General features: G+C 44.3%; 18 protein-coding genes. 13 read left to right on the top strand and 5 right to left on the bottom strand.

Annotation, left to right across the window (positions count from 1 at the left end; translation table 11 throughout):
- The first annotated feature begins 22 nt into the window (after positions 1-22).
- Positions 23-1,306, top strand: coding sequence for an MFS transporter (locus AC1VYS_RS20625; protein ID WP_482911242.1), 1,284 nt, complete (start codon positions 23-25; stop codon positions 1,304-1,306).
- Between the two features lie 87 nt (positions 1,307-1,393).
- Here AC1VYS_RS20625 and AC1VYS_RS20620 read toward each other — a convergent pair whose 3' ends face one another.
- A complete protein-coding gene (locus AC1VYS_RS20620) occupies positions 1,394-3,826 on the bottom strand; it encodes a galactose-binding domain-containing protein (RefSeq protein ID WP_482911241.1) in 2,433 nt (810 codons plus the stop codon).
- Between the two features lie 687 nt (positions 3,827-4,513).
- Here AC1VYS_RS20620 and AC1VYS_RS20615 point away from each other — a divergent pair.
- From AC1VYS_RS20615 to AC1VYS_RS20600, 4 genes are all read left to right on the top strand, one after another.
- Positions 4,514-5,221 carry an alpha/beta hydrolase gene (locus AC1VYS_RS20615; protein WP_482915078.1) on the top strand — a complete coding sequence of 236 codons (708 nt, stop codon included), beginning with the start codon at positions 4,514-4,516 and terminating at the stop codon, positions 5,219-5,221.
- Between the two features lie 242 nt (positions 5,222-5,463).
- Complete coding sequence (locus tag AC1VYS_RS20610; RefSeq protein ID WP_482911240.1) at positions 5,464-5,643, top strand: hypothetical protein; 180 nt, start codon at positions 5,464-5,466, stop codon at positions 5,641-5,643.
- A 126-nt stretch (positions 5,644-5,769) separates the two neighbouring features.
- A complete protein-coding gene (sigK, locus tag AC1VYS_RS20605; RefSeq protein WP_090915017.1) occupies positions 5,770-6,468 on the top strand; it encodes an RNA polymerase sporulation sigma factor SigK in 699 nt (232 codons plus the stop codon).
- 591 nt (positions 6,469-7,059) lie between these two features.
- On the top strand, positions 7,060-8,409 hold the full coding sequence (locus AC1VYS_RS20600; RefSeq protein WP_482911239.1) for an amino acid permease: 1,350 nt from the start codon (positions 7,060-7,062) through the stop codon (positions 8,407-8,409).
- A 158-nt stretch (positions 8,410-8,567) separates the two neighbouring features.
- Here AC1VYS_RS20600 and AC1VYS_RS20595 read toward each other — a convergent pair whose 3' ends face one another.
- The 3 genes from AC1VYS_RS20595 to AC1VYS_RS20585 form a co-directional block, all read right to left on the bottom strand.
- Positions 8,568-9,416 carry an alpha/beta hydrolase gene (locus AC1VYS_RS20595; protein ID WP_482911238.1) on the bottom strand — a complete coding sequence of 283 codons (849 nt, stop codon included), beginning with the start codon at positions 9,414-9,416 and terminating at the stop codon, positions 8,568-8,570.
- A gap of 52 nt (positions 9,417-9,468) precedes the next feature.
- Positions 9,469-9,915, bottom strand: a complete 447-nt coding sequence (locus AC1VYS_RS20590; RefSeq protein WP_482934405.1) for a MarR family winged helix-turn-helix transcriptional regulator — start codon at positions 9,913-9,915, stop codon at positions 9,469-9,471.
- A gap of 102 nt (positions 9,916-10,017) precedes the next feature.
- On the bottom strand, positions 10,018-10,644 hold the full coding sequence (locus tag AC1VYS_RS20585) for a DUF421 domain-containing protein (RefSeq protein ID WP_482911236.1): 627 nt from the start codon (positions 10,642-10,644) through the stop codon (positions 10,018-10,020).
- A 189-nt stretch (positions 10,645-10,833) separates the two neighbouring features.
- Between AC1VYS_RS20585 and rnhA the strand changes: the two genes are divergently transcribed.
- The 7 genes from rnhA (at position 10,834) to AC1VYS_RS20550 (ending at position 16,704) form a co-directional block, all read left to right on the top strand.
- On the top strand, positions 10,834-11,496 hold the full coding sequence (gene rnhA, locus AC1VYS_RS20580; RefSeq protein ID WP_482911235.1) for a ribonuclease H: 663 nt from the start codon (positions 10,834-10,836) through the stop codon (positions 11,494-11,496).
- Between the two features lie 213 nt (positions 11,497-11,709).
- Positions 11,710-12,579, top strand: a complete 870-nt coding sequence (locus tag AC1VYS_RS20575; protein ID WP_482911234.1) for an alpha/beta fold hydrolase — start codon at positions 11,710-11,712, stop codon at positions 12,577-12,579.
- A 240-nt stretch (positions 12,580-12,819) separates the two neighbouring features.
- On the top strand, positions 12,820-13,917 hold the full coding sequence (locus tag AC1VYS_RS20570; protein ID WP_482911232.1) for a serine/threonine-protein kinase: 1,098 nt from the start codon (positions 12,820-12,822) through the stop codon (positions 13,915-13,917).
- Between the two features lie 179 nt (positions 13,918-14,096).
- Positions 14,097-14,678, top strand: a complete 582-nt coding sequence (locus AC1VYS_RS20565; RefSeq protein WP_482911231.1) for a hypothetical protein — start codon at positions 14,097-14,099, stop codon at positions 14,676-14,678.
- 76 nt (positions 14,679-14,754) lie between these two features.
- A complete protein-coding gene (locus AC1VYS_RS20560; RefSeq protein ID WP_482934404.1) occupies positions 14,755-15,630 on the top strand; it encodes a nucleotidyl transferase AbiEii/AbiGii toxin family protein in 876 nt (291 codons plus the stop codon).
- Between the two features lie 60 nt (positions 15,631-15,690).
- Positions 15,691-16,131 carry an Imm48 family immunity protein gene (gene imm48 / locus AC1VYS_RS20555; protein ID WP_482911229.1) on the top strand — a complete coding sequence of 147 codons (441 nt, stop codon included), beginning with the start codon at positions 15,691-15,693 and terminating at the stop codon, positions 16,129-16,131.
- Positions 16,132-16,149: 18 nt separating this feature from the next.
- On the top strand, positions 16,150-16,704 hold the full coding sequence (locus AC1VYS_RS20550; RefSeq protein WP_482911228.1) for an RNA 2'-phosphotransferase: 555 nt from the start codon (positions 16,150-16,152) through the stop codon (positions 16,702-16,704).
- Positions 16,705-16,841: 137 nt separating this feature from the next.
- On the opposite strand, the gene AC1VYS_RS20545 is transcribed toward AC1VYS_RS20550, so the two are convergent.
- Complete coding sequence (locus tag AC1VYS_RS20545; protein WP_482911227.1) at positions 16,842-17,699, bottom strand: SDR family oxidoreductase; 858 nt, start codon at positions 17,697-17,699, stop codon at positions 16,842-16,844.
- Between the two features lie 559 nt (positions 17,700-18,258).
- Here AC1VYS_RS20545 and AC1VYS_RS20540 point away from each other — a divergent pair.
- Positions 18,259-18,735, top strand: coding sequence for a DUF6790 family protein (locus AC1VYS_RS20540; RefSeq protein WP_441929341.1), 477 nt, complete (start codon positions 18,259-18,261; stop codon positions 18,733-18,735).
- Positions 18,736-18,767: the final 32 nt, after the last annotated feature.

Genomic DNA, 18,767 nt, shown 5'->3' with positions numbered 1-18,767 from the left:
GGATAGGAGCAGAGAACACATCATGAGCAGGACAGAACATTCACGAGACGATTCAACAGATGAACGGAAAGAATCCGCGAGTACATCACAGGCCCCGGCATCTGGAAAAAGAAAACCGTTCCCCTTATCGCTGTTATGTTTGACGATTGGGGCATTTGCTATTGGCATGACTGAATTTATCATTATGGGTTTGCTGCCTAATGTGGCAATGGATCTAAACGTAAGCATTCCGCAGGCAGGACAATTAATTACCGGATATGCACTAGGCGTAGCCGTAGGTGCACCCATTCTAACGGTATTCACACATAAGATTCCGCAGAAAAAACTGCTGGTGCTGCTGATGTGCATTTTCATAGTAGGTAACGCCTTGTCTGTCATCGCGCCTACGTATGGGCTGCTCATCTCGGCACGTATTCTGACGGCATTTGCACATGGCACGTTCCTCGGCGTAGGTTCAATTATGGCTACCAAACTTGTCACACCAGATCGACGGGCTGGCGCGGTGTCGGTTGTGCTTGCCGGACTAACCATCGCCAATATTATTGGTGTACCGTTTGGTACGTTTATCGGTCAGCAACTTGGCTGGCGATCTTCTTTTGGCGCGATTACCATTCTGGGTATCGTTTCACTGCTCGGAATTATTCGTTTTATCCCGGTTATTCCGCAAGGTACACCAGCTAACCTGGGACAACAGTTCCGCAATCTGATCCGCCCACAGGTATTGCTTGTGCTGCTCATCGGAGCGTTGGGTTGCGGAAGTTTGTTTGCCGTTTTCACCTACATTACACCAATGCTTGTGGATATTAGCGGCTTTGCGGAGCAGAGTGTAACCTGGATTCTGGTACTGTTTGGCTTCGGTGTTACGCTTGGCAATATGCTTGGCGGACGTCTGGCGGACTGGAAGCTCATGCCTTCGCTTATTGTAAACTTTGGCATTCTTGCGGTATTGCTTGCTGCATTAACACTGACACTGCACAATCCGGTGTTGGCCGTAATTACGATCTTCCTCTGGGGTGTCGCGGCCTTCGGCATTATGCCAGGACTTCAGCTTCGCATTATGAATATGACGCGTGAAGCCCCGCTGCTGGCGACGACATCCAGTCACTCTGCGTTTAACCTGGGGAATGCGGCCGGTGCTTATCTCGGCGGATTTGCCATTACGCATACGGGGCTGATCTCGGTACCGATCTATGCAGCAGTAATTGCGGCGCTTGGCTTGATTGGGCTGTTATTCAGCTTGTTCAGGCAAGATAAGAAGTCTTCGCCAGAAGGGGCAGAGGGCATTCATCCCGCATCGGTACATTAAATTACAAATTATAGACTAATGATAATGAAGAAAACCTCAGCTTCTTGTTGGAAACAAGAAAACTGAGGTTTTTTGCTCTGCATTATTTTAATAGATCTCAAGCTCGTTAATTCGAACATAGGTTGGCTGATGTGAAGGCCCTCTGCTAGCAACGACACGTACCTTAGAGGTGTTTACTGCTGCAAAAGTATGTGATCGTGTCGTCTCCTGATTGCCTGTGACTTGAACCAGGTTTACCCAGCTTGAACCATTCCAGTATTGCAGGTCGTAGTTGGCAAGGACATAACCCTTGGTTGTATATAGATCGATCCGCTGAATGGAACTGGATGCAGGCAGATCAAGAATGACGTATTGCGGCAATGAGGAATTACGATTATTTGCCCAGCTATAACTTTCCCCAAGTGCCGTGTTACGGTCGCCGTCATTGATTCGGGCTGTTGAGTACCCCGGATAGGTTGAGGAGGCGGTTATGGTTGCATTTCTCGCAAGGTTCTGACCGGTTCCCGGATTGGTAGGATTTTTCACCAGTCTTACGAGATTCCAGCGTAGCTCAAAGAGTTTGAAGGATTTATTAAATACAGCTCCTTCCCCCTTCACGAGCGCATCAATGGTAAGGGACATGGTGCTTGGCACACTGTTGCTGCTTGTCCACTTTCCTGTGGCCTCAATGCCTGCGAACACACTGACCTCTAATATTTTCTTGCCTGCAATTTTCAAACTCACTTCAGCTTTGGCACCTGCCCAAGCCGTAACTTGTCCTTCAATTTTATGTGTGACGGTAAGATAACGGCTCACATTGCTGTAAGGCTTGATTTGTACAGGAATATAGGCCCGTGTTTTACCTTTGACACCTAGCGTGACGGTATACCCCTGATCCACCTGGAATTCAAATGTGACATTGCCATCAATCCCGATGACCAGGAAAACGCCAACGGATACGGAGCCCAGACTGCCTGCACCGATGTTGAAGCCCATGATGGGTACTTTGACTTCTTTTTTGAATTTGGCGTCGCCTTTAATATAGACGTTCGCTTTCTCACCTGCAGTGAATTTCAGATCATATTTTCCCCAGAAGCCGTATTTTCCTGTTACCTTGGGTGCGATTAAGGTAAGCTTGCCGCCTGCTTCAACAAAAACCTTGTTGCCGTTTGAATTTTGTTGATTCACAAGCACTTTTTTGAAATCACAGACAAACTCGTTACCCGATTTTTTACAAGTGGCAAAATCACCTGCTCCAGCGGTGCGAATAAGCTCATTCATATCGATGGCGTTTGCATCAGTGATGTCTGCGGAATTTGCTTGATTCAAGTCTGTGGTAGCTTCTTCCCCCTGATTATTTAAGGTTTCGTTATTGTCATGGATCGAAGTTTCATCGCTCTGCTCGGATGTAATTTCACCAAATCCCATAGGATCGTTAGTTGTGAAGGCATCATCGGCAAGAATATCTGGATTCGAGAGGTCCGCATCTTGCTGAAGTGTGTTGTCGATGTTGAAATGTTTGATCTCTTGATCCACATCGATCTGCTCATCGGATACAGACAAAGCACCAAGCCGCTCATTGCTTTCCAGCACCATGTCCAGGTCAGGCATGACAATATTTCGCTCTTCCAAAGAGACTTCCTGCTCAGGAATATCATAATAATCAAACAGTTCATCTACACCAGGCGTGGTGTAATCTACCAGTAAGCCATCTCTACTTTTGCTGGTGCTCGCGACTTTGATTGCACGGGCAGAGGACTCATCGAGGAAAATCTGACCCGGTGAAAGCAGGTTTCCAATCTGAGCGGCTTCTCGTGAATTCAATTCGATTGAACCTTTATCTTCCACTGTCTCGAAGACAGAATTGACTACAGGTAGTTTTTTTACCATGGAAGATGGCATAGGTTGCGTTGGCTTTAATTGATAATCCACCTGTTCAAACTGGCCTGAGGATGTAATCGGATTACTGACACCCAGGCCGTCTTCCGAAATGGTAAATGTAATGCGGAAATAAGCTTCCGCAATCGGGGCATCCACATTTGTTTTGCCTGCCCAGATCCAACGTGCACTTGTCTCTTCCGGCATGCCTTGAATTTGTTTCCATGGATCAATGCCATAACGTCCAAAATCTGAAGCGCGCGCCCAGGATGTATCATCGAATCTTGGTTGTTCCCATCCCTCAACGTATCGTTCGGATACTTTCCAGTTGAAGTCAGTAACCAGATTTTCATCTTCATAACTGAGATCTGCCAGCAGTCCGGCATACGAACCCCAGTCCTTGGCTTGAACCGCAATAACATTGGTGCCAGGTTGAATGGGGACAGGGAACGTATAGGCTTTGGTCCAGTCATCCCCTTTACCTGCTTGTTTACCGTTCACAAAAAGCGAGAATTCATTGTCGGCTGTTATGTATAGTTTTCCCTCGTTGTTAGAAGCAGAGTAGGCGTTGGTAGGCCAAAGACCGACAAGTAAAGGCAGCAATAACGTGAAAACCAAAAATGAGGCCCATGTCTTTTGAATAGATGAGCGAAGTTTGTTCACAATCATTTCCCTCCCAAGAAAAGTTGGTTTGCAGAACAATTAATCATGCCGCCTGACTTGGTGAATTAAATGCCTGTAGAGCGGAAAAACGAGAAAATATTGTAATTTGGTATAGACACCTCCTTGTTTGAGTTTATAATAAGGTAAAATATTCAATTTAACAACAGTAATTTACATTTTATCCATGTGACTTTGTTAGAAAGATAGAAGAAAGAATTCCTCTTTGTTAGATAAAGATGGATTTCGTAGATGTAAGTGTCGAATATAGTTGCAAAAAATGGATAAATAAGTTTAAATATACTATATAAGTAATTTTCGCGAGACAATAGAGTTAAATCTACGATGTTCAATGTGTTTTGAATCGTAATGTTTATGATGGAAGGGAGGTGGTGGATTTATTTGTAAGGGCTTTCATGACAGAGGTGTTGCTTGTGATTAACCCAATTGAGAGGAGAAAAGTGAATGAAGAAACGTATTTCTATCCTTTTAAGTCTTTCTATGGTTGTTGCTATGCTTGCTCCAACGATGGCGTCTGCCACGGAATCTAGCGAAATTTCTGCTCAGAACACTGCATATGAATCCACCAATGCTTCCAACAATGAGGTAAACAATACTTTGAATTCAACACCGGTTATACCGGCACCAGCGGGGTATGATGGCTATCGGAATAACATTCCGCATGGGAATATGAACCTCATTACCTATAATTCAACGACGGTTGGCAATGCACGGAAAGCGATGGTATACACGCCGCCTGGATATTCACCTAATAAAAAGTATAGTGTGTTATACCTTCTGCATGGTATTGGCGGGGATGAGCACGAGTGGGCTAACGCGATGAAACCGAAGAACATCCTGGACAACCTGTATTCGGAAGGCAAACTGTCCCAGATGATCGTAGTTATGCCGAATGGCCGTGCAATGAAGGATGACCGCCCGGTAGGGGATATTTATGCACCGGATAAGGTCGCCGCGTTCGAACGGTTTGAGCAAGATTTGCTCAAGGATCTCATCCCTCACATTGAGAGAAACTATCCCGTGTATAAGGACAAGAACAATCGTGCATTAGCTGGCCTGTCCATGGGCGGCGGACAATCTCTCAACTTTGGATTGAAGAATCTGGATACGTTCGCTTATGTAGGTGCCTTCTCGGCAGCACCGAATACGAAGCCTGTGAACCAATTGATCACGAACCCTGGACAGGCGGCCAGCAAACTGAAATTGCTCTGGATTTCTTGTGGAGGAAATGATGGCCTGTTGTGGGTGAGCCAGAACTTCAAAAATGGCCTCAGCAGTATGAATGTTCCACATATTTGGTATCAGGATGTCGGCGGACATGAGCCAAAGGTTTGGAACAGTGGCCTGTATCAGTTCTCCCAACGCATTTTTAAATAAATAGTTCACCAACTTCCATCCAAAAGTAATCATCTCAAAGTTCCATCCACACGGTTCTCTAAGAAGAGGGTAGTGTTAAGAGGGAGCGTTCAGATGAACATCAGCCTCAGGCTTGTATTATACAGTGCCTGAGGCTTTATGTATTTTTCTCGGTGAAGCGAATTCAAATCAGAAGGGTAAATAGTATAGTATTAGATGAAACGTACATAGGTAGTTTCGTAAAAGAGGAGGAACCCATTACAATGTTTTATTATAAAGGGGCATTTCGGGAAACGGATAATGTTATCTATTTTAAAAGTGAAGTTCCGCTGGTACAGCATGATGTGGTTCTGTTTGGAGAGAGAACATATTTTATTGAGAGTGTGGAGAAAGAGTTTTTGTTGCTCGAGAGGGTGGGTTCAATTGTTACGGTGAGTGTGTAACATGTTTATTTTGATACAGATTGAATGGTACGTGCACTTCTAGGCCCCTGCCCACATACAATAGATCGACCCTGTTCCCTTATGTGCTCAGGCCAGATCGTTGTAAAACTGCAGGAGGTGTCATCTGTGCCCGGATTGTTTACCGCAATAGCCCTGTTCATCAAAGAATTAACGTTACTCGTTTCATATGTCAAAAACAATGCGTTTCCTCAGCCGCTTGCTGAGGATGACGAAGCCAAACATCTGCGCCTCATGGCTGAAGGTAACGCCCACTCGCGTAATCTGCTTATTGAACACAATCTGCGCCTTGTGGCGCATATCGTCAAGAAGTTTGATAATACCGGCGAAGATCAGGAGGACCTGATTTCCATTGGAACGATTGGTTTGATTAAAGCCATTGAAAGTTTTCAGCAAGGCAAAGGCACAAAGCTGGCTACATTTGCGGCGAGATGTATTGAAAACGAAATCCTGATGCATCTGCGTTCCCTGAAAAAAACACGCAAAGACGTATCCCTGCATGACCCCATTGGGACGGATAAAGAAGGAAATGAAATTACACTCATTGATATCCTCGGCACCGAAGCGGATGATGTGGTAGATCGTGTACAATTAAAGATTGAAAAAAGTAAAATTTATCGCAATCTCGACATTTTGGATGATCGGGAGAAAGAAGTCGTCATTGGCCGCTTTGGCCTGGAGGCTGGCGGAGAAGAGCGCACTCAGCGCGAGATTGCCAAGGAGCTTGGCATTTCACGCAGTTATGTTTCGCGGATTGAGAAGCGGGCGTTGATGAAGCTGTACCATGAGTTCTATAAGCAAAAATAGATGTGAACTAAACATGTATGTGTTTATGATTCAGGAGGGCGGCCTTTCGTTGTGAGAGGCGGCCCTTTTATGGTTGCTTTTTAGTTGAAGTGAGAATTCACCATGGAGATCATACTCTTTTTTTAGAGAGAATGTAATAACTTCCTAGGATGATTGAAATTCCAATAACTGAATAAATTAACATAAAAGTGTCATGGCCAAATCGGCTTACGAGAAACCCGCCGATTGCAATAGTTAAGGTGATTAGACCAAAAGGGATTTTGTTTTTCATATCAAAACTCCTTTGTATCGTTGATGTGCAATTCTTCTGAGCGCGAGAGGTATACCAAATGAAATTCTAATGCATCTGCGTGAACTAGGCAGTCCTACAATAATAATTATAAAACGGATAAAGAAGGAAATGAAGTCACATTCATTGACAGTAGTTATTCGATTCAAAGGCAATCCTTAAAAGATATTTAAAAGAGGATCTTTTTCCCATATCCATTGATGAAAAGTAATGATAGGTATTCCGCGTAGATTATTATATATTAGATGGTATATTATTTTGCATCACAGAGAGCATGCGCAGAAAGAGAGTGGTGGTGTACCATGCAGGAAGAAACGTTGACAAGAGGACTCAAGAACAGGCATGTGCAGTTGATGGCGATTGGAGGGGCGATCGGAACCGGGTTGTTTCTCGGAGCGGGCAAAACGATTCAACTCACCGGCCCATCGATCCTGCTCGCATATATCGTTACAGGTATCGTATTATTCCTCATTATGAGAGCACTTGGAGAGTTGTTACTGAGCAATCTGCAGTATCACTCCTTTGTGGATTTCGTGCGTGATTACCTGGGAAATATGGCGGCGTTTATTACGGGCTGGACTTATTGGTTCTGCTGGATATCCATCGCGATGGCGGATATTACTGCTGTTGGTTTATACACGCAGTTCTGGTTTCCGAACGTACCTCAATGGATGCCGGGACTGATTGCCTTGGTCATTTTGCTGGGGATGAATCTGGCTACGGTCAAGCTGTTTGGAGAGATGGAGTTTTGGTTTGCCTTGATTAAAGTTATCGCTATTTTGGCGCTTATCGTGGTTGGTTTGTATATGATCTTTACAGGTTTTACAACGGATCAGGGTGCTGCAAGCTTCACGAACCTCTGGAGCCACGGGGGCTGGTTTCCGAATGGGATGCATGGTTTCATCATCTCATTTCAGATGGTTGTGTTTGCGTTTGTGGGGATGGAACTCGTCGGATTGACCGCAGGAGAGACGGAAAATCCCGAAAAGGTCATTCCAAAAGCTATTAATCAGATTCCCATTCGGGTACTACTTTTCTACGTAGGTGCTTTGTTCATTATTATGAGTATTTATCCATGGAGTGCGATTGTGCCGACCGAAAGCCCGTTTGTACAGGTATTTGCGGCAGTGGGTATTGCGGCGGCGGCTGGTGTGGTGAATTTCGTAGTGCTGACCTCCGCGGCATCCGCATGTAACAGTGCGATTTTCAGTACAAGCCGTATGATATATTCCATGGCGAAAGATCAGAACGCCCCTGCTTCGTTTGCGCGTGTAAATAAACGGAAGGTTCCAGCCAATGCACTTTTTTTCTCCACCATTGTGATCTTTATCGCGATTGTGCTGAACTATATCATGCCCGAAGGAGTTTTTACACTGATTACCAGTGTGTCAACGGTATGTTTTATATTTGTCTGGGGAATCATGGTGATTTGTCATCTGCGATATAAGCGTACTCAGCCTGACCTGGCACGTCAAAGTCGGTTCAGACTGCCGCTCTATCCTTTTTCAAATATATTCATACTGGCATTCCTGGCCTTTGTAATCGTTGTATTGGCGCTTGCAGAGGATACAAGAGTGGCGTTGTTTGTAACACCCGTGTGGTTCCTGATCGTCTCAGTTATTTATATGATCAAGAAAAGAGCAAAGCAGTAAGGGGAAATCGACCTTTTATTTAAAGCAGATAAACTGGTAGGAGATAAGGGATAACGAGTAACGAATAACGATTAAAGAATTAACGAATTAAAGAGTTAAGGGAATGAGGAATTAAGGAAAGAGAGAAGAGCAATCTCCGAGGAGGTTGCTCTTTTCTTTCATCCCGTTTTATCATCTGAGTAATTGGAATCAAGCCACTTCAGAATCACATCTACGGCTTCCTTATATCGCTGACCCACAAGCAAACCTGTATGTGTTGTATCCCAAAGCCCGGCATAACTGGCTCCTAGTTGCTTCGCGGTTAGCTGGCCTCTTTGTTCTTCGTCCTCGGACAACACAGCTTTAATCACCAGACTGGGACAAGTAATCAGGCTCCCGTCAATGGATATGCCTTTTGCCCCGCAGAGTGCGGAGAAAGTTCGAAATGCTTTTGCCGATTCCATTTGCAGATAGTGTCGTTGAAAAGCGATATCCTCTGCGGTTTCATCGATCGTTTCGTTCTCTTCACGTACAGGTGCTGGCATGATCAGTCCTGGTTCTATTCGAGCACTCAAGGGGTAAGGGAGGGCATCATGAACTTCTTGGCTGATACTGGTGTCGATAATAATTAAACCTGCCAGGTTAGCGGTTTCCGCAATCTTTTGGCTGAGTATGCCGCCCATGCTGAAGCCCACCAGCACAGGAGGGGTATCAAGCAGAGACAGCACCTCTTGGATATCCTCCAAATAATCCTCCACCGTAATTTGAGTCATGTCCATTACCCGACTTCTATAATGACTTCTGAGATTCATTGCATAACAAGTCCATCCTTGCTCGACCAAATGGAGGATATACTTACTCCACATCCAACTGCCTGTGTATGCGCCGTGAACCAATAACAGCGGAGGATGTGTGCTCATCGTTGTTGTGCCTGATCCTTGATTTCCCCTGTATACTTCAACGTGAAGTTCATGTTTACCAATTCGCTCTACCTCATGTTCGGGTAAATATTGTGTGTAATCTATCATATAAATCCTCCTTAAAAATTAGTTTGATATCAAACTATTTATCCAAAAAAAATTAAAAGTTGTCATGAATTTTGATCAAAATACGAAGCAATTCTTGTTTCTCATCGTCTGTAACATTTGCATAAAAGGTATCCAACAGTCGCTGCGAAATATCCTCGAAAATCGGTTTTAACGCTTCGCCTTTGGCAGTTAACGCTACATGAACGATACGGGAATCGGCTTCATCTCGCTCTTTGGCAACGTATCCGGTTCGTACGAGCTTGTCTACCAGTGCAGTTACTGTGGATTTATCTTTGCGAATGTTCCTCGCAATCTCCGCCATGGTTAACCGCTGATGGTTGTAGAGCGTGTAGATGATATCTCCATGAGAAGTAGCGAGATCGTTGATCCCCTGTGCTGCCATTTCGTTCAGAATAAAACGAGCGGTTTTCTCTTTAATTTTGGATATAAGTGAAACTGCATCTCTTGTTTTCATACTCGCAATATAATTTGATATCAAACTATTGTCAAGATTTAAATGAAAATAGACCTCCCTATTTCGAGCAAAACATGACTCTCTGGAATGGTCTATGATTATTTTTATTTATTGTTGTCAGTGCACTTATTGAAGTTTGGGATTAATGGGGTGGGTGTGCTTACCTTTGCTGACCTCTTCGAAAATGTTTGTAGAATTCGTGCTCGCCTTGGTGGGCTGGCTGTTATTATCCTCTTGCTGTTGATTAGCGGTAGATATGCGAGTAAGACTGTAGCTGCGCAAAATCTCTTCCAGATCTCCAACGGTCACGGGACGGGCGTGACGTTTCAAAATGTAACCGAGCTGCCCGTTGGGTTCAACGGTTGCTGTCTGTAAATCCGCTACACTTTGGATTCCCTCCTGCCTTAAATGCATCTCCAGTTGATCCATTGTGTAACGCATGCGTTTCAGATTTGGGATGATGACTTTCCCATTCTCTACAACGACTTTGGAGCGGCCACTCATTAAACGTTCAAACATGTTGAATTTGATTTGTAATTGCTCTACAACGAGCAATGTTGCAATAAACACCGCTGCAGAGCCAATCGCTTTACCTAGCTCATGGTTAGCAATCGGCTGTACAATGGTAGTTCCGATGGAAATCATAATAACGGTTGTTGCAACACTCATCTGTGAGATGGACTTGCGACCAGCGATTCTAAGCAGGATCATGCCAATAAGAACAAGCAATACGGATTTCCAGATCCAGTCCATAGTTAACATCCTTTCTGTTCTAGTATGCATTCTAGCTATTAGACTGTTCTGATGTGGGGGGGAATATACCAAATTCGTCCACTCTGGTTATTTCTCCGTTTGCAGAATCAAGAAATAACAAACTTTCACTTTAAACGCTTGATCGTTTACAATAGGGTATTGACGCAGTGAACAAAGGAGCGGTTACACATGGCAAAACAAAAATATTACGTGGTATGGGAAGGAAAGCAACCAGGCGTATATAACACTTGGGCTGCGTGCAAAGCACAAACGGATCAATATGCCGGAGCCAAATATAAATCGTATGAATCCAGGGAAGCCGCCGAAACGGCATACCGTGCTGGATGGAAAGGGAACTGGGGATCAAGTGCTGGCGGAACTGGCGGTACTTCCAAGTTCAAAACGGGCAGCAGCAGTAGAAGCGCCGGAATGGAAACATCGGAGGAAATTGATTATGACAGCATCTCTGTGGATGTGGGAACACGCGGCAATCCGGGGCCTGTTGAGTATAAAGGAGTCGACACGCGATCAGGCGAAGTGCTTTTTTCCGTGGGGCCGATCTCGAAAGGCACGAACAATCTGGGTGAATTTCTCGCCATCGTGCATGCACTGGCTTACCTCCAAAAAGAAGGTAGCAACAAAACGGTCTATACCGATTCCGTGAATGCGATGAAGTGGCTGAAACAAAAAAAGGTTGCTACAACCCTGCCGCGTGACCATTCGACTGAAGAAATCTGGCTGATGATTGATCGGGCAGAGCAGTGGCTTCGCACGAATACGTACACCAATAAAGTGCTGAAATGGCAAACGAAACAGTGGGGGGAGATTAAGGCAGATTACGGCCGAAAGTGATATATTTTAACTCCAAAATGAAAGCCTTGAGCTTGTCTATTAGAATCGATATTTACAATTTCCATTTTCCATTCTATAATCATCAGCATATGATTAGTCGCACATATGGAGGAGCCTGTCATCCAACAGGCCCTCCTTATATTTTTAGCCCGGGAAAGTCCCGGTCTTGATCACTGTAATAGGTGAGATGAGTATACATTGCAGGAGGCAGACATGAGTTCCATTTATAGAAGTGAAGAAGGAAAGAGCAGTATTCTGGAAGAGTACGAAATTTATTTGAGTGAGCTGGGTGAAGGATTTACAAGAGAGTACGTGGAGACACGTTTTGGAAAAACACATGTGTTGTTGACCGGGCCTGAAGACGGCAAGCCATTATTTATTCTTCAGGGCGGCAATTGTGTGAATCCGATGACACTGTCCTGGTTCTCATCGTTATTTCAATCCTATCGCATCATTGCACCGGATACGATCGGGCATCCTGGCTATAGCGAGGAAACGAGCATTTCGGCACGTTTTGACAGCTTGGCCTTGTGGGTATCCGATCTGCTGGATCATTACAACATTGAACAAAGTGCATTCATCGGACCTTCTTTTGGCGGTGGTATTATTCTCAGACTGGCTACTTATATTCCGGAACGCATTGCGTGCTCGGTGTTGGTGGCTCCTGCGGGTCTTGCTGTCAATTCCAGAATGAAAACTGCTCATGATATTACACTTCCACTCGTCAAGTATCGGATGACTTCTTCGCCAGCTTCTTTGCAAAAGATCACGGATAATCTGTCATGCCATTGTATGAAGGAAGCGGATAAAAATCTGATCGGCAAAATATTCAAATATGTCAGTCTGGAGCAGGATTTGCCCAAACTCGCAGAGCGAGAAGAACTTGAAAATTATACCTCGCCTACATTACTTCTGGTGGGTGAGAAGGATGTCTTTTTCCCAGGAGATAAGTGTATTGACCGTGCTCAGAAAATTATTCCGAATGTACAGGCGATCAAATATGATACGGGACATTTCCCTTCTCAGGATGTGCTCAGTGAGATGAATGAGGAAATTCAGCAGTTTTTAAGCAAGCATTACTAGCAGTAATACCATTTTTGAAAGCAATATGATTGAAGGTAATACAACGACACAAATCGTTTGGGGACGTGGGGCAGTTCGCATTTTGACGAATGGATTAACGAAACTGCCCCTTCTGTCGATACTATGTATAGAAGAGTATGTACACATCTATGTATTGAAAACGGAAGCTTGAACAAATATGCACTTTCCGCAAAGCCAATGTTTCAAAAGGTAGTGTTTGGTTTATATAGATGGTTAGCGATGAACTGCTATCCAATTGCACTCTTTTCGGAGGTGTCTGAGGATCAATTACACAACTATAATTATGCGGCAAGTCTTCCGATCGACAAGGTTGAAAAGAGGTTTGGTATGAGAAAAGATAACTGGAATATGGCATTGCAACGTAATGTCATTTTGAATGATACATATCAGGTAAGACAGGTTCTGACCAGCAGTGAATTGGCTATTGTATATGTTGGTCGGAATCGGCAGACAGGGGCCAAGGTAGCCATAAAGGAATTTTTCCCACATCGGATTGCTGCACGTCAGACGGACAAACGCAGTGTATTCTGTGCATCCCGAGGATATGGTGGACAATTTCACGAATTGCTCTCTGCATTTCTTCAGGAGGGCGAGCTGTTGTCTTCACTTAATCATCCTCACATTATTACATATGTGGATCACTTTGAGGCCAATGATACCGGGTATCTGGTCACTGAATATTGTACAGGCATGATCCTTACCGATTATTTACAAGAGCGTAACCACGCATTGCAGGCCGATTTTATCACTGATACGCTGCTGCCACTGGTGGATACGATCGATTATATCCATAAAAAAGGTATTCTTCACCGGGATGTTAAACCTTCCAATGTAATGGTGATGGAGGATGGCACGCCCAAATTACTGGATTTTGGTTCAGCCGTTCGTTGGCCGATGCAGACCGGGGCAAAGCAAGCCATTTTTACTTCAAAAGGGTATTCGCCGCTTGAATTTTATTCTGAGAAATCGATTCAGGGGCCGATGTCGGATATCTATAGTCTGTCTGCCTTGCTGCATTATTGGACCTGTGGACAGCCACCTATGGATGTGAAGCAGCGCCTGTTTCAGGATGAACTGCCATCGGTGCGTAAACATAATGAATATGTGAACCCATGGCTTGCTCGAGTGATTCATTGGGGACTTGTAGTTCGTTCGGAGAAACGTTGCACCTCGCTGTCCTGGGTAAGAAGATCGCTGCGTGTTCAAGCTTTGCTGTGGAAGGTGCGCAAACCAGGTACGGTGGAGTGGATGCTGGAAGAGAACGAGCATACACAGGTGTACGAGCCGGAGCCAAAGAAGCAGCATGAGACGGCCTGACCGTGGTGAGTTTCAATGAAATTGGAGTAAGACTGTGTTGCGTATAGCTGTGGTGTTTAAAGGAGACCAAATCGACTCTATCTGCGGAGAAGATTTGGTTTTTTTACTATTTTGGGTTTTACTATAATAAAGGTAGAGTTAATCTAGTATAAGCACGTTGGAAAGAGGGTTGTGAACGAATGGAATTTGAATTTCATGTTACCCTGAGTGACCTCAGCCAGCAAGAAAAGCAAACTTTTATCCGTATCTGTGAAGAAGAGAACGTAAAACCGGTCCTGATCGAACTCGATCAGGGAGAGCACATCCATCAACCCATGATTACGGGCATGGTCCATAGCGAGGATTTTCAGGATGTACAGCGTGTCATTGAAGAGATTTCAATAACATTTAGGAATAACGGGTTCACTGTGGTACGTACAAAAGTAGAGATACCGGCTAAGGAGGAACGGTTTTTCAAACAACCGATGGTGCCTCAGTCCAGACCTTATTTTGAGTGGCATGGTAAGGTTCAAGTCGAAGATGTGAATAGGCTGAAGCATATATGTGCGGGGACAGAGGGGCATATCTCCCGTAATTCGCTCCATAAGAATGGCAGTATAAGGTTTGTAACTGTGCGTGAGTATGAGCATGCAGATCATTTTTATCGTAGCGTCAAGGAAATTCATAACATTTTGCAAAGCAATCAAATTGAACTGATCAAGCAACAATATGAGCTGTGTATATATGATAGCCGGGAAGAGTTGGATCGGGGCTGGATTTGATTGAATTTGATTGAGGCGGTCTTATTTGTTTAAGGTGAAGAGAGGGGGAAGAGTTGTGACGGGGAATGAGATACCTATGCATCGTTTCAATGAAGATGAGAGACTGATTGTTGTTTTGGAAGCCCTATTGAAACGGGCGGTGATGGTCGATTCATCCTTTATTTTAAAAGGCAGCCTGTTAACGAGACAGTACTTGGAGAATCCAAGTCTGCGCTATGCTGAGGATATCGACTTTTTGTATAAGGGTACGATTGAACATGCGGATCAGGCCAAGCAGATTTTTACGGATTGGATGATTCAGGTGACTGAACTTGATCTGAATGATGGAATCCATTTTCGCAGTTTTAGGGAGAACCCTTTCTGGCGTGAAATTGACTACGCAATGGACGAGGACTTTCCGACAGTGAATACAGATATTGCCTATGCTATTCAAAGTGAATCCAGTGAAGGAGATCGATATGAGGACGAGCTCTTTCTCGACGTTTCATTCAACCTGAAGCTGGATGCGGAGCCTGTCCCGTTAAACTATCAGACGTTACGGGGAGAATCTTTTGTAGTACCATACACGGTTCCGCTGTCTACTCAAGTGGCTTGGAAGCTGCATCAGACGATTGTGAGGCCCAGATTCAAGGATCTGTATGATTTGCAGTATCTCGTATCTCACCCGTCCTATGACAAGCTGGCTGTAGAAGATACATTGCAGACCCTCGTCAATGAATGTAGCATGACGGCTAGTATTACGAGTGAAGATATGAAGAAAATATTAGTCGAAGATTTGCATCCACTGTATCAAGGTCTGGAAAATGATTATCTATTGAAGCAGCTTGCAGGGGATCGGGTACCTGAAGTTTATTTTAGGGAAGTTGCTACTCGCTTGCGAAAAGCACTGAATCGTGCGGGTATCCATCAAGAGGCTTTCAAACATCTGCCTTCCCCAACATGGAAAAGATAATTCGAATATAGCTCAGCAGAAACGTTACACGGAATAAAGGATAGAACGGAGAATATGGATATGAATGATTTTATGAACAAGGATGATAAGAATGATGTTATTTTGGCAGCAGCAGCCCATGAACTGGAGCAGATGGTCGATCAGGTCTGCGAACTAATTGGCACACCACTCGCAGAAACGACAGAACTGCAACGTCAAGTGCTTGCCGCTTTTGGTTTTGGCGCAGTATACAGCATTACTCATCGTGATCAATTAGCCGAACCTCAGGCTCATGCGCTGAGTATTCGGATGCTGATCAAGCCGTTTAACTATAGCGAACAACAGGCGGTTGATTTTGCTGACGATCTGATTCGTGTTGCATCCAATGATGAGGTTCATCCAGTGATGAATACGATTATTCATCGCGGTATTAACGGACATGTTCAATTTGCGCAGGAGGATCACGAGGCGCTGGCAAGTAACATTCGAGAGATTTTGGCGGCAGTACAGCAACAAGGATAGATAAGGGAGATTAGAATGATGGACTACATGAAATTAAGCAAAGAGCTCTCCTATGCATTGCGACATGCCCCTTGGGAATACGAGCTTGAATTGGATGAAGAGGGATGGGTAGATATTCCGCAATTGCTCATTGCTCTGCACGAAAGTCCTCAGTGGCGTGAGGTTACAGAAAAGGATCTGGAACAGATGATTGCAGATTCGGAGAAAAAACGGCACGAGATCAATGCTAATCGTATTCGCGCACTTTATGGTCATTCCACTCCGCAAAAAATATCTAAGATAGCTACTCAGCCTCCGGAATGGTTGTACCACGGTACACCCGGACATGCGGTTGCTTCTATTATGGAGCATGGTCTTCAGCCTCGGCAGCGGCAGTATGTACATTTGTCGGCTGATAGAAACACGGCACGTCAAGTAGGTAAACGACGGGATGATCATCCTGTCATTTTGTGTGTTCAGGCCGGGCAGGCAGAACGTGATGGCATTCTCTTTTACCACGGCATTGAAAATATATGGCTGGCTGATGTTATTCCTGCACGTTATATTAATCAGGAAGATCCAGCGGGTAGTTAGATGGACGCGTGCGCAAGCTTCGTTTGAAGCATATCTTAAAACAAGAAAAAAAGGGTTGTTCCCGTCGTCATTGTTGACGTATGGAACAACCCTTTTTAGATTCCTATATTATCGATCAAAAATCACATCGTGACGGATTACTTACCCAAAATAGCTTTGATCCCTTCACTTAGCGGTTGGGCTGGGCGACCAAGCAATGTTTCTAACGTATCACTCTCAACAGCAAGCGCACCTTGGCGGATTGCACCCTGCATTTCAACTAACATCGATACAACAAAGTCAGGTAAACCTGCGCCTTTCATGATGTCCGCGTAAGCCGCATCGTCCACATTCTGTACGTTGATTTCCTGTCCGAGTACTTCGCCTGCAATGGCAGCAAGCTCAGCCTGTGTGCGCAGTTTGCCAGATAATTCGTAAACCTTGTTCTCGTGTCCTTCGCTTGCAAGTACGGTAGCAGCTGCTTCGGCGTAATCACGGCGGGTAGCCCAGCCAACCAGGCTGTCATTCGTAGCATGTACCCAAGGAGCGCCATGTGTTACGGCTTGTACACTACCTGCTTCATTTTCAAGGTACCAGTTGTTACGCAGGAAGGTATATGGAATGCCAGAATCCTGAATCGCTTGTTCTGTCTTGCGGTGTACTTCAGCGAGAGAGAGCGGGTTATGTTCTGCATGGACAACACTTGTATAAGCGATGTAACCAACGCCGGCTTTTTTGGCGGCTTGAACGGCAGCCTGATGTTGACGAATACGTGTCTCGTTATCCCCGTCTGTGGAGATCAGTAGTAACCGATCTACCCCAGCGAAAGCTTTCTCCAGCGTTTCTGGCTGATCGAAATCCCCTTTACGAACGTCTACACCTTGGGAGCGCAAAGCTTCTGCTTTTTCTGGTGAACGCACACTAACAGCCAAATTTGCGGCAGCATTCGTTTTCAACAGCGCTTCTACGACCAGTGAACCGAGTTTGCCTGTAGCACCTGTAACTAACAATTTCATTTGTGTTTCCTCCTAAAATGTAATTTGCAACATTCGCCTCGTTGGCAGCTTATTGTCTAACAATCGTGTATGTACAGCGGCCCTATGGAGGTTGTGGTTGTACAGCTTCCAAGGAGCAACTGTGGATGTGTGAAACGGAAAGGTTTATCTATGTAACTATAATAGTTACATAATTAGGGGTTGTCAATTTTTTTGTTGCGTAATAACTGACTAATATAATCCGAATATATGGATAAAATTATTCGACCATTGGTTGTTAAGTTTTTTTAATTGTCCAATAAATGAGTTGTGGTTCTTAAGGAGTGTTAAAAAAGAAACATTTTTTATGTGAATGTATGTAAAAATGGTATTTTAGTACCAAAGAATTCAAGTTATTTAGAACTAGTTTGAAGTATAGGATTGCACATAAGAGAAGGGATATGTAAAAAACTTCGACAAACTTGAAAATTATGTATGAATTGACAAATGTAAAAGCGATTATATAATGTGGATATCTACAAATTAATTCATTTAGTTACAAATGATTCCAAAATAACAAATTGGCGGGAGTGAAACAGCAATGTGGTTTTTGGTTCTATGGTTATTTGGGCTTATTTCAGGAGCAGTTCATCTTTGGATGCTCGGTTTCCCGGGAGAAATGAGCGAGATTAGCAGAGTGTTATTGCTTCATCAGTTTGTAGTTACATTTGGACTTGTAGGTGTTATTGGTTACGTGGTTAACATCGCCAGAGCAGATCAAACAGCCAAGATGTTGGGTTGGCCGGGCGGACCGTTTCAGGTCAAGTACGGCTTTTCGCAAGTTGGACTTGGTGTTATGGGGATTATGGCAATCTGGTTTCAAGGGAATTTTTGGGTTGGTGTGTTGGTTACGATGTACATATATGGTTTAAGTGGTCTATGGTCACATACTTATGTCATGATTAAGAATCGCAAGGCAGACGGAGATAGTATTGGTAATCTGATTATGGACGTCGTCTATCAAACGTTTATCACGGTTCTTTCCATATTGGCTGGCGGCATCTGGGTAATGAGCTAAACAGAGACTGGATTTATGACAACACAGCTTGA

Source organism: Paenibacillus sp. G34, assembly GCF_056856875.1.
The sequence above is the reverse complement of the archived record's forward strand: the minus strand, read 5'-3'. Positions and strand labels throughout refer to the sequence as shown.